Origin of the sequence: Angustibacter sp. McL0619 (genome assembly GCF_049994355.1) — a bacterium.
Taxonomy (GTDB): Bacteria; Actinomycetota; Actinomycetes; order Actinomycetales; family Angustibacteraceae; genus Angustibacter.
Window position 1 is genome coordinate 3,798,269 of the sequence record NZ_CP188257.1, and the last position, 11,690, is coordinate 3,809,958.

At 68.3% G+C, this 11,690-nt stretch carries 9 protein-coding genes and 1 pseudogene; 5 read left to right on the top strand and 5 right to left on the bottom strand.

The features are described from left to right. Window positions 1–54: 54 nt before the first annotated feature. Window positions 55–2,670 carry a M12 family metallo-peptidase gene (locus ACPPVT_RS17625; RefSeq protein ID WP_426562525.1) on the bottom strand — a complete coding sequence of 872 codons (2,616 nt, stop codon included), beginning with the start codon at window positions 2,668–2,670 and terminating at the stop codon, window positions 55–57. A gap of 342 nt (window positions 2,671–3,012) precedes the next feature. On the opposite strand from ACPPVT_RS17625, the gene ACPPVT_RS17630 reads away from it, so the two are divergent. Continuing rightward, on the top strand, window positions 3,013–4,254 hold the full coding sequence (locus ACPPVT_RS17630; protein ID WP_426567163.1) for an IS110 family transposase: 1,242 nt from the start codon (window positions 3,013–3,015) through the stop codon (window positions 4,252–4,254). Window positions 4,255–4,280: 26 nt separating this feature from the next. Here the strand turns inward: ACPPVT_RS17630 and ACPPVT_RS17635 are convergent, their stop codons facing one another. The 4 genes and pseudogenes from ACPPVT_RS17635 to ACPPVT_RS17650 form a co-directional block, all read right to left on the bottom strand. Continuing rightward, complete coding sequence (locus ACPPVT_RS17635) at window positions 4,281–4,775, bottom strand: transposase (RefSeq protein ID WP_426567196.1); 495 nt, start codon at window positions 4,773–4,775, stop codon at window positions 4,281–4,283. A 296-nt stretch (window positions 4,776–5,071) separates the two neighbouring features. Next, window positions 5,072–5,500 (bottom strand): annotated as a pseudogene (locus tag ACPPVT_RS17640) (IS110 family transposase); the annotation flags it as partial. Window positions 5,501–5,729: 229 nt separating this feature from the next. Then, the gene (locus ACPPVT_RS17645; RefSeq protein WP_426562527.1) at window positions 5,730–6,749 is read right to left on the bottom strand and encodes a hypothetical protein; all 1,020 of its coding nucleotides are present in this window, start codon (window positions 6,747–6,749) and stop codon (window positions 5,730–5,732) included. A 273-nt stretch (window positions 6,750–7,022) separates the two neighbouring features. After that, entirely contained in the window at window positions 7,023–7,601 is a 579-nt protein-coding gene (locus ACPPVT_RS17650) for a hypothetical protein (protein WP_426562529.1), read from the bottom strand. 251 nt (window positions 7,602–7,852) lie between these two features. On the opposite strand from ACPPVT_RS17650, the gene ACPPVT_RS17655 reads away from it, so the two are divergent. The 4 genes from ACPPVT_RS17655 to ACPPVT_RS17670 all read left to right on the top strand — a co-directional run bounded on the left by ACPPVT_RS17655 (window position 7,853) and on the right by ACPPVT_RS17670 (window position 11,427). After that, a complete protein-coding gene (locus ACPPVT_RS17655) occupies window positions 7,853–8,563 on the top strand; it encodes a response regulator transcription factor (protein WP_426562531.1) in 711 nt (236 codons plus the stop codon). Window positions 8,564–8,763: 200 nt separating this feature from the next. Further along, a complete protein-coding gene (locus ACPPVT_RS17660; RefSeq protein WP_426562533.1) occupies window positions 8,764–9,144 on the top strand; it encodes a cupin domain-containing protein in 381 nt (126 codons plus the stop codon). Continuing rightward, entirely contained in the window at window positions 9,141–9,554 is a 414-nt protein-coding gene (locus ACPPVT_RS17665) for a hypothetical protein (protein ID WP_426562535.1), read from the top strand. Before ACPPVT_RS17660 ends, ACPPVT_RS17665 begins: the two co-directional genes overlap by 4 nt. A gap of 49 nt (window positions 9,555–9,603) precedes the next feature. After that, on the top strand, window positions 9,604–11,427 hold the full coding sequence (locus ACPPVT_RS17670) for a hypothetical protein (RefSeq protein WP_426562537.1): 1,824 nt from the start codon (window positions 9,604–9,606) through the stop codon (window positions 11,425–11,427). The last annotated feature ends 263 nt before the right edge of the window (window positions 11,428–11,690 follow it).

Consider the following 11,690-nt stretch of genomic DNA (forward strand, 5'->3'; position numbering starts at 1 on the left):
TCGTTGCGTATGGTCCGGACCACGCCGGCAACAGGCCTCAGTCGTGGAGTCTTGCTATCGGATGGTGAAGGCCGCGTCGTTGACGTCGAAGAAGTAGTTGTCGACTGCGGCGACCATGATCCGTGCTGTCGACGTGGTCTTTACCGGTATCTGGATCTGCGCGGCTCCGTCGTTAGGGGTTGGGCCCGAGACCTGCGTCCAGGTACCGCCGCCGTTGGTGGAGAGCAGGACTCGCACCTGGGCGGCCAGCCGCTGGGTGCCATTGACCTGCCACCGGATCGTGGTCCGTTCGCCGGCACGGACCGTTCCGCCGGTCTGGAAGGAGCTCACCAGGAACGGTCCGGCGTGGGGGTCGATCCGCAGGGTGACATCGTCGTAGCCGTACCCGCCGCCGTCCGGCGCCCCGTCGCGCGCCGTGACGCGGAAGTGCATAGCCGGGCGGGCGGGGTTGGTGCCAGCCGTGCCGACGTACCCAGCCACGGGCAAGAACTCCGAGTAGCAGTTCACGATCGGAACGGGTACGACGACGTACTCGTCGGGATCGTCTGCCGGCGCGGATGGGCACTTCCCGGTCTTCGCATTGGTGTTGCCGGCCAGGACCTGCGCCATGTTGGGGAAGGTTCGCGACCGCGTCGGCCCAGCGTGGTTCTCGCCGGGCGACGGGCTCTGCGTGGCGTCCTCGTCGCTCACGTCCGCGTAGGTGCCGAAGACCCGGAACAGCGGGCCGTCGACCTTGGCGTTGTCGACCAGGGCCGTGCCGTTCTCGCCGCCCACGTCGTTCTGCTCCCACAGGTACGTGAGCGGGTCGTCGTCCGCGTCCTGGGCCGAAGCGGTCAGGGTGAACGGCGTCCGGAGGGGCAGCGTGCGGTTCGCCGGCGCGCGCACGGACGGCGCGTGGTTCCCGCTGTTGTTGATGTCGAACCCGGTGTTGTGGACCTCGCCACCGCGGGCGGTCTCCCCGACCGTCGCGCTGACCCCGGGCGACGTGGTGCCCACCAGGAGTGACTGCATGTCCTCGCGGGGGCTGTCGTCGGTGTACGGGTTGGCATCCCCGGCGAACATCACCTGGAAGCCTGTGTCGTCCGGCTTGGTCAGGTCGGCCGGGTAGTCACCGTCCTCGTCGTAGATCTCGCTGTACGAGTCGTAGCCCCAGCCCGCGACCGTCACGACCTGGCCGGTGAGTTTCTGAATGGCCGCCTTGAGGTTCGCCCGGTTGTACGCCTTCGCGCCGTGGCCGCCCCGGACCAGGGTGACCGATGGGGTGGGGCCGGGGTAGTCGAGGGTGATCGACTTGCCGTTCGTGTCGAAGCCGGTCAGCGAGACGTCCTGAACCTCGACGGGCGGCCGGCCAGGACTACTTGTGTAGCCGCTGATCTCGGTCTGGGACCGTTGCGAGAAGTAGGGGTCGCTGTGCGGCTGGAGGTTGTCCTGTCGGCAGATGCCGGCGTAGGCCATGATGGACGATCCTGAGCCAGGCTCGACCGACGTGTCGGCGTTCCGGTTGCCGCCGGAGCAGTTCCAGCGGACGCCGTTGAAGGTGTGGTTGCCGTCGAACTGGTGGCCCATCTCGTGAGCTACGTAGTCGATGGCGTAGAAGTCACCGATCGGCGCCGGGATTCCGGTGCATCCCATGGCCTTCTCGATGCCACCGACCACGCCGAGCTGGGCGATGCCGCCGCCGTTGGTGCCAAGGGCGAGGTGGCCGATGTCGTAGTTGCCGGCGCCGACGAGCTGGCCGAGCACCGTCTGGGTCCGCACGAGGGTGCCGACGTCGCAGTAGGCGATCTGTCCCTGAACGTAGCCGGGGTTGTCGGGGTCGTTGGTGAAGCAGGCATGCGCGCCGCACGGGCCATTGGGCCCAGTCGCCTCGGCGTCGGTGGCGAGGTTGAGTCGATCGGTGTTGTCGACGAGAACCAGCTTGATGGCCAGGTCGTCGTTGTAGACCTGGTTGACCCTGTTGACCAGGGTGACCTTGGCTGCCGTGACGTTGGCCGCACCGAAGTACCCGGCGTACGTCGGGTCCGAGAGCAGCGCCAGGCGGTAGACGCGTTGCTGGACGGAACTACGAGCAGATGGCGCCGAACGTTGGGCCGATGCAGGGGCGAAGTCCGGCACCTCCCGCTCCACGAACTGCTGCTCGGGGCGCGGAAGCTGACTGCCGTAGTAGCTGAGGTGGACCGACTCCCCGGTCCGGTCGGAGGCCGGGTCGACGTACCAGGAGCCCTGACCGCCTACCGGGCGGACGGCGGCGTGGAAACCGAGTGGGGTGACGTCCAATGCGATGGTGCTGTCGGGGTGGTCCAGTGAGCGGCCGGACCACGTCTGGATCTCGGGGTGGGCGGCGGCGAGCCCGACCTGCATCACCTGGGTGCGTTGGACGGCGAACGGCTCCATCCCGCCGCTCGGCGTGGGCACCCGAAAGACCGTCGAGCCTCTAGAGCCCGCCCCGGGAGCCGATCGCAGCTGGCTGCGGATCTGGGCGGTGTCGACCAGGACAGCCGTGAAGTGCTTCGGGTGCACCCGGACTCTTGAAGCGGCAGGCCGGAACCCGTCCAACGCCTGAAACGCGGGGTCGGATGGCGCCGCGGCCGCGGCGGGAAGCCCGGCCTGCAGCAAAGCGGCGGCGAGGACCCCAGCCGCTAGCGTCGCGATGGTCTTCAGCGTGCGCATCGACCCACTCCTCCCCTGTCGGTCCGAGCGGCCGACAGCCCTCGCACTCTAGGCCGGACCGGCGACAGTGCCTAGACGTTGGCCGAACGTGCGTCATTCCGGCTCCCGTTACCTTCTTCGGACCCTCAGATTGAGGGTGCAGGCCAGCGTTCCTCGGCATGACTTCTGGCTCCTGTCGTTGATGATCACAGAGGTGTTGTCACCGGGGATCGCAGGACGTGTGTGACCGCTGATAGGGACTTGGGCCCACTTGTGGATGCCTTCTCGTAACGTGGCTGCCGGCGCTTCGTCCAGGGCTGGTCTGCCCGCTCGGAGGAAGGAAGCCAGTTGTCCAGATCCAGCCTGTCCCACCCGCCGGCCGCGGCCGGATTCGAAGTGTTCTGCGGGATCGACGTCGCCCGCGAGACTCACCACGCCGTCGCCCTCGATCCTGGTGGGCGGCGGTTGATCGACCGCCCACTGCCGAACGCCGAACCTGAGCTGATCGCGCTCTTCGCCGAGCTCGAGGTGCACGGACGGGTCTTGGTGGTGGTCGACCAGCTTGCCTCGATCGGCGCGCTGGCGGTCGCCGTCGCCCGCTCACGAGGTGTGGCCGTGGCCTACCTGCCTGGTCTGTCGATGAGACGAATCGCCGACCTTTACCCCGGAGAAGCCAAGACCGACGCACGCGACGCCCACATCATCGCCGACGCAGCACGCACCCTGCCGCACGCGCTGCGCCGGGTGGGGTTCGAGGAGCAGACCACCGTCGAGCTTGCCGTGCTGGCCGGCTATGACGCCGACCTGGCCACCGAGGCCACCCGCGTGACCAACCGCCTGCATGACGCACTGCTCCACGTCCACCCGGCGCTGGAACGGCTGCTGGGCAGGCACTTTCGCCGCCCTGGCGTCCTGCGCCTGCTGGCCGCGACGGGCACTCCGGGCGCGATCGCAAACCTCGGCCACGCTCGGATCAAGAAGATCATCGCGGCGGGGTCCCCACGGATCGCGGCCGCCGTGACCAGCGACATCCTGACCGCATTGTCCGAGCAGACGGTCGTGGTCCCCGCCACCGAGCAGTACGGCAAGGTCATCCGCGCCCTGGCAGCACAGCTGATGTCGGTCCTGGAACTACGCCAGGCGCTGGCGGCCGAGCTCGAAGAGCTGCTCGACACCCACCCAATGGCCGAGATCCTGACCTCGATGCCGGGCGTCGGTCCGCGCACGGCCATCGAGCTGTTGCGCACCATCGGTGATGGGTCGAACTTCGCCAGCGCCGCACACATCGCCTCCTACGCCGGTCTGGCGCCGACGACCCGCCAGTCCGGGCGCAGCATCCGCGGAGAACAGCAGGCTCGACGCGGCAACCGCTCACTTCGCAGCGCCCTGTACGTGTCGGCGTTCGCCAGCCTCAGGCACCCAGCCAGCCGCACCTACTACGACCGCAAGAGAGCCGAAGGCAAGACGCACACCGCGGCGCTGACCTGTCTGGCCCGGCGCCGAGTTGACGTTCTCCACGCGATGATCCGAGACCGCCAGTGCTACCAAGCCGACCGGCTCGACCCTTCACGCCCGCCGACCTCCGAGTCACCCTCCGCGGCTTGACGAATCAGATAGGGACACTTCTGTTGTCAACCTGCTGGTCTGAGGGCGTTGCCGGGCGGGGCCTTCCGGGCTGGTGGTGTCGGGCGTAGCGTCTGGTCTGCGGGTCCGGGAAGTGGCTGATCCGAAGTGTCGATGTGCGGGGGTAGGTCGACCGCGCTGGATGTGAGAGCCGCCCCGCAGTGCCCTCCCGGACCCGCGTCATCGACGCTGGGGTCAGCTTGGGCGTCGTCGAGCAGCTGGCGGTAGATCGCGTCGGAGAGCCGGCGTTTGAGACACCTGATCGCTTCGAGGGACTTCTTGCCCTCGGCTCGCTTGCGTCGGTAGTAGGCGCGGCCGTCGGTGTCCAGGCGGAGCTGGCTGATCGCGGCGATGTGGATCATGTGATTCATGCGACGGTTACCGGCGCGCGAGAGGCGGTGCCGGTTCTGCTCCCCTGAGGAGGCGTCCAGGGGTGCGGTGCCGGTCCAGGACGCGAACCGGTTGCGGTCGGCGAAGCGGGTGACGTCACCAACGTCGGCCAGGACCGGGCCGCCACGACGGGTCCGACGCCGGGCAGGTCCATCAGGTGTGAGCCGCGGGCCAGCACGATCGTCTTCAGCTCGGCGGTGGCCTTCTTGATCTTCGCCTCGACGGCGACCAGCTCGGCCAGTTCCTCGGCGGCGATCCGACGACGGGTCTTGCCGGCGACGTCACGCGGGCGGACGCTGGCCAGCATGGTCTTGGCCTGACCGGTGGTCAGGTCGCGTTTGGCTTGTCCTGGAAGCAGTTCGGCCAGCAGGGCCTGGAGTCGATCGACGGTCTGAACCCGACGTCGGGTGAGTGCTTCGCGGCGGTCGGTGAGCATCCGCAGCGCCTCGAGCTCCCCGTCCGCCTGCAACACCCGCAGCGTCCGGGTGCGGACCGCGACCACGGCGACCGAGTGGGCGTCACGGGCGTCGGTCTTGCGGTTGTGGCCGGAGTCGAACAGCCGGACCCGGGCGGACAGCTTGGCCGGAACGTCGACGACATGCTCACCGTCCTCAAGCAGGCGCTGGGCCAGCGGCCGCCCGGCCCCGTTGCTCCCTTCGACCGCCCACAGACGCTGGGGCCACGACTTGGCGTCGGTCAGCATCGCGGCATACCCGGCCCGATCGGTGGTGAACCGACCAGAGCCGAGTAGCTGTTCACGGTCGTCGACGACCTCGATGGTCGCCGACAGCTTGTGGGGATCGACCCCGACGATCACACGCTCACCGACCTGCTCCATGCGCTGCACCTACCTCTGCTCGTTGCGACCTGGACGGCGAGGTGGGCATTGCTACTACGAGCTGGGCAGTCCCTTCTTGAGCCACGCCTCGTCACGGTGACCGGCGGACCGCAGACCGATAGTGAGCCACACCGGTTCAGCTGGTGGGCAGCCGCATGGAGAGCTGCCCGCCGATCACCTGGACCGAGTCTGGCCAGACACCGGCCCTAGAGGAATCGTCTAGTAGCCGCTAGTTCTCGGGGTGCGCCGACTCGTCTCGTGGGGTGACCTCTTGTCCGTTCAGGAGGGCGTCCATACGCTCCATTTCATCCTTACCGAGTGCGACGGTGGTCGCGCCGACATCCATCCGGAATGAAATGCCTGGAGGGCCTGGCTTACGGAGCGCGAGCGGTAGCGGGGCACTCTTGAGGGGCACCGCCACTGGCGTTTGGAGCAACCGGCCACGAGCGATTGCCTTGAGCCAATCAAGGATCTCGGCGGTTGTAAGCACGTCGGCAATCAGTTCGATGGGATCCAGGGCGCGGTGCCACCACGACAACTTCTCAACCTTGCTCCCGTCCCTCTTCATGACCTCGTACTCGAGGGTGTGCAGGACGGGACCGTCCATCAGTGCATGGGCGGTTGCGGTCTCGTCCAATGGTTCAGGAATGAAGGCGATCTGAGTAGGCGGAGCGGTTGCAGCAAGGCCGTGCTTGAAAGCGTTGTATGGGTTCTTCCACGACTCCAGTCGGCGGACGTGATGCCGAGTCCACTGCCGGAGGAAGCTCCGATGGCCATCGACTTCATCGTCGGACATGCCTTCTCGCACTTCGTGCGGCAGAAAGGCGAAGTCGACAACTGAGTCCAGTTGCTCATTGGTCCCGATGACCTGCGCCAAGGCTTGAGAGAAGCTCCGGCCCGTAGGCGTGCTCTTCAGGGCAAGCGCCGGCGAGGTGCGCGGGCCAGCGCCGTGTAGGACCGCCAAGAGTTGCCGGCAGTAGGTCTCGGAGGCGTGGTAAGCCATGGCGAAGGCATCGAGGGCGAGCTGGTCCGGGGTCGATTTCGACGGCAGGATACGTGCGCCCGCACCAGCGTGCCCAAGCCGTTCGACCAGCTTCTCCGGGAGTTCAACCTCAATGCCAGCGTGCAGTGAGAGCCATCCGTGCGCCCGCCCTCGGAAATAGTCTCCAAGGCTCGCGGAAACGTAGAACTCGTTGAGGCGACGGAGTACCTCAGCCGGGCGCTCGTCGGTTGGTCCATGGTTCTCCATGCCAGGACCCTAGAAGCAGGGCCTGACACATCCGCTCGGTTCGGCTCATCCTGCCCGCGTCATTCCGTCGCGATCGACGGGGCTCGCGAACCTGAACCCGCACCGATGAGCGGATGCCAGAGTGACTCGCTCGCATGATCGCTCCGCGGCGGCCGCCCAGCTCCGTTCAGCCCTCCCGGTCTATGCGCGCGTGGCGCCAGGCAAGCGGCCATACCAGTGTTCGACTCGCGGGTGCTGGGCCAGCACGGGTACGCAGTGGCTGCGCGACCTGGATCAGCTGAGCATGGCGCAGACGTCCCTGCGCGTGCCATACGACCTGAACGACGTGACGACGAAGTCGGCGTCCGACACGACGACGAAGTATCCGGTGAAGAGGTAGAAGCGGCCGATTCGGTTGTCGCCGGGGCCTGCGTCTCCGGGGTAGAGCACGAACGCGGTGGTGCCGACGGCGCGGAGGACCGATCCGCCGTCCGCGGTGGGTACCTCGCTGACGACGCCGTTCAGGTCGAGCGTGATCGCCTTGCCGGTGTCGAGGTTGGTGATCCGGTCGATGTGGCGGCCGGTGGCGAGGAACCGGCCGTCGTCGAAGAACGTGAGGATCTGGTTGCCGCCGATGAGCTTCCCTTCGGCGTTGAAGGAGCATGCGGTGCCGGCGGGGTATGGGGTGACGTTTCCGATCGGTGCGGGGATGCTGACCGGCGGGTCCGCGGACGCCCCGGGGGCGAGCGCTACAGCGCACGCCAGCATCAACGTCAGGGCGCCGACGAGGACTCCACTGCGTCGCCGGAGATGAGCGAGCCGGCGGTGCCTCGAGGCGGCGGCCAGTGTGATGCTTCGAGTCTCCATTGTCATCCTTCGTCGTCGTGGCCACAGGTCAGTTCCGCACTCAGGGTGCGACGGTCCTGCCTCGCCTCGGCTACTAACAGCCCTGCTCGGCAGTCTGAGCGGCCTGTCACGGCGTCGCCATATGACGTTCTGGATACGCGCCCAGCGACCGAGTAGCGTACTGAGGACGAGCGGAAGGTTCGCCATGGCGGCTGCGCCGAATGTCAGGGACAGGGATCTGCGCGCCCTCGCGGACATCGTGAAAGCAGACCGCCCCGATGTACCCCCCCGAAGGGCTGCCACCGTCCCTGTTGGGAGATCTGGCTCGCCAGATCCGCTGTGACGCCATCGCGTTCGGAGGCCTCGACTTTACGAAGCAGCGGACGGATTCAGCGCAACTCATGGCGGACGGCGATCAGTCGGTGGCCACGGCTTCCTTTCCGGTCAACTGGCAGCACTACTGGCATTGTCTGCTTTGCAGCTACCCCGACCGAACAAAGGATCTTCGCAGCGTCGTCAAGACCACGGACTTCTACTCGACGCGGCAGTGGCATGGCATCGGCACTCGCTGCGGCATCAACCAACCAATGGGGTTCGAGCATGCCTTGATGCTCACCCTGCCTGCGCAACGCCATCCCCTGGCGGCAAGCGGTCGAACGGTGCGGCTGTTCTTCTTCCGCGGGCCAGGGATGGACTTCTCCGAGCGTGACCGCGCCGCGCTCACCCTCCTACGCCCGCACCTCCACAAAGCGTTCCTCGAGGCTGAAAGTCAGCGCCATCCGATCCCACGGTTGACACCGAGGCAAGAGGAGCTGCTTCGCCATGTAGCCGCCGGACAGACCAACGCGAAGATCGCGCGCCAGCTGGGCATCACCGAGGGAACCGTTCACATCCACCTGGAGCACATCTACGCGAGGCTAGGTGCCTCCAGCCGTATCGACGCCGTGAACCGCGCGTTCCCGGCCGCCCTTGCGCGCCTGGCCGAGTAGAGAGCGGCAGGAGGACTCGAACCCTGACCCCCTGCCGGCCACGCAGGTTCAGGAGACGCCCAGTGAACGTCGGCCGATCGAATGTGCACGGTTGGGGAATCGTTGTGCTGACCCAGTTCCGTGACGAGGGTCATCACGATGTTCCGGGTGTTGTCACGCCTGTGGTGCATCAAGTCCCTTCCAGTCATTTGGAGCGCATCATGCCCAGTGCCAACCGCCTGTCGACGCCGGTGGCGGTCGACGAGCCCGAGATCGAGGGGCGTTACGCGCCGCTCGATGAGTACACCGTCAGCTTCGAGTCCTTCCACCAGGACGTGGAGCCCGCGCCCTACTTCGTCGGCCTGCCCGGCGACCGGTGCCAGTGCGTGCACTGGGGAGTCGTGACCGATGGTCAGATCACCTTCCGGTGGACGGACCACGAGGAGACCTACGTGGCCGGCGACGCCTACTACGCCCTGCCTGGGCACCTGCCGCTGATCACGGCCGGCACCGCGATCGTGGAGTTCAGCCCCACGGCGGACCTGGAGGCGACCATGGCCGTGGTGCAGCGCAACCTCGCCGCCGCGGGAGCGTCGTCATGACGACCCAGGCCGCGACGGACACCAGCGTCGCGGTGGCCCGGCTGATCTCGTTCCTGGAGACCGGCTCGGTGCCGGACGGGCTGTTCGCACCGGACGTCTTCGCCGACTTGTCGCTGCCGCACTGGCGGATCCAGACCGACACCGCGAGCGACATCATCGCCGAGCGGTTCGCCGGCCACCCGATCCCCGGCGAGGTGCGGGTGGAGCGAGTCGAGCAGACCGGGCACGGGTTCACGATCGAGTTCGAGGAGCGGTGGGTCCACGAGGGCCAGCACTGGTACTGCCGGGAGATGATCCGGGCGGACGTCGTCCGCGACACGATCGTGGAGCTGTCGATCTACTGCACGGGCGACTGGGACGAGGCCAAGCAGCGCGAGCACGGTCAGGCCGTGCGGCTGATTCGACCCTGAGCTGCAGAGCGTGCGCTCCGGCTGGTGCGGCCGAACCCTACGATGAGTCATGGTCATCCGGGCGACGACGGTCACGGATCTCCTCGACCGGGCCGATGCGGAGCGCACGGCAGGCAAGGGGGAGAGCGCGGCTGCGCTCTACGACCAGGCCGCCGGGACGGCCCGCGCCGAGGGCGACCTGGCGGGCTGGACCCGGGCAGTGCTCGGCGCAGCGTCGGTGTACGTCTTCGGCGCCGAGCCGGGCAGGCTGCCCGCCCAGCTCTACGACGTCCTGGTCCGGACCGAGGACGTCGCCGACCGCGCCCGCCTGGCCGCCGCGCTGGCCCGCTGCTGGGCGTACGCCGGTCACCCGGAGCGGGGCGCGCCGTTCGCGGCGGAGGCGATCGAGCGCGCCGAGCGGGTCGGTGCTGCGGATATGCTGGCGGACTGCCTGGACGCCGCCCTGGCTGTGCACTGGGGGCCGGACGAGCTCGAGGTCCGACAGGCGATGGTCCGGCGACTCGACGAGGTGGCCGCACACGTCCTGGACCCGGACGCACGTCTGCAGGCCCACCTGTGGGCGTTGCAGGTGGCGTGCGAGGTCCTGGACGTCCAGGCGATCCACCGCCAGATGCGGGCCCTGGAACGGCTCGGGGAGGAGTCCGCCCGCGCCCTGTTCTTCGCGGCCTCGCGCCGGCTGATGCTCGACCTGCTGCGTGGCCGCACCGACACCGCCGAGCAGCTGATGGCCGTGGCCGCGGACGCCGGCGACCGGGCGGGGCTGGCCGACGCGTGGCTGGTGTTGAAGGCGATGGACGCGTACTCGGCGGCCCAGTCCGGCAACACCCGCGCCGTCGCCGAGGCAGCCGAGCAGGGCGAGGCGTTCGCCCTCGCCGAGGGCGTGCCCGCGGTGTGCGCCGAGATGTCCTACCTCTGGGTCTGCGCCGACCGCCTCGACCGGGCTCGGGCGCTGGTGCACACCTTCCGCGGGAGCGTCCTGGCGGAGCTGCCGCGTGACGTGAACTGGCTCTTGACCTTGCAGTGCATCCTGGAGGCCGCACTGGCGGTCGGCGACGACGAGGTCATCGAGACCGCGGCCAGCCTGCTCGCTCCCTACGAGGGACGAGCGGTGATGAACGCCGGGGCCGTCATGTTCCACGGCCTCACCGACGACACCCTGGCCAGGGCTGCCGCGCACCGCGGCGACCACGAGAGCGCGGATCGGCTGCGGGCCAGCGCCCTCGCCACCTACGACCGGGTCGGCGCCCAGTGGTGGCGCGACCGGCTCGCATCCTGGCGGCCACCTGCGCGGAAGATGCCGGTCGCGGGCGTCAGATCCGTGCACCTGCACCCGCTGCGCGGCGGCCTATGGCAGATCGGACCGGACGAAGACGCCGTCACGCTGCGTTCGCTGCGCGGGTTCGGTTACCTGCGCGAGCTGGTCCGTCGTCCGCACCAACCGCTGTCCGCGCTGGACCTGGTGGGCTCGGGAACCGGGGTCGTGCTGGAGGCCGGGCTCGGCGAGCTCGCCGACCCGCAGGCGCTGGCCGCCTACCGCCAACGGTTGCGCGAGCTCGAGGTCGAGCTCGCCGAGGCCACAGACTGGTCGGACCTCGGCCGGGCCGAGACGGCTCGAACGGAACGGGACGCCCTGCTCGACGAGGTCGCACGCTCCACCGGACTGCACGGCCGTCCACGGACGACCGGCTCGAGCCAGGAACGGGCCAGGGTTGCCGTGCAGAAGGCGATCGCCGGTGCCGTCGACCGCATCGGCACCGTTGACGAGCGCCTCGGTCAGCACCTGCGCACCCGCATCCGTACCGGGCTCCAGTGCACGTACGAACCAACTGCCGACGACCGCCTCGAGTGGATCCTCGACTCACCGCCCGCCTGAAGCCGGGCTACGGAGGTCGCACGCGGCATTTGACTTGGTGCGATCCACGAGGGTGAACGACCCGCCTCGTTCCGCCGAGCTGTCGGTGCGGTCACGGTTCACTCTCGTGCCGAGATCCGGTTGTCCGCTTGGACCCGAGATGCGAGGCCTAATGCGAGCGAGGTGGTCGTGATCGCGGCCACTTCGATCGCACCCCGGACGTCATCCGGACATAGCGGCGGTGAGGGCGCGCGTCTCTCCGCCGCCACCGGACGCAGCTCGCG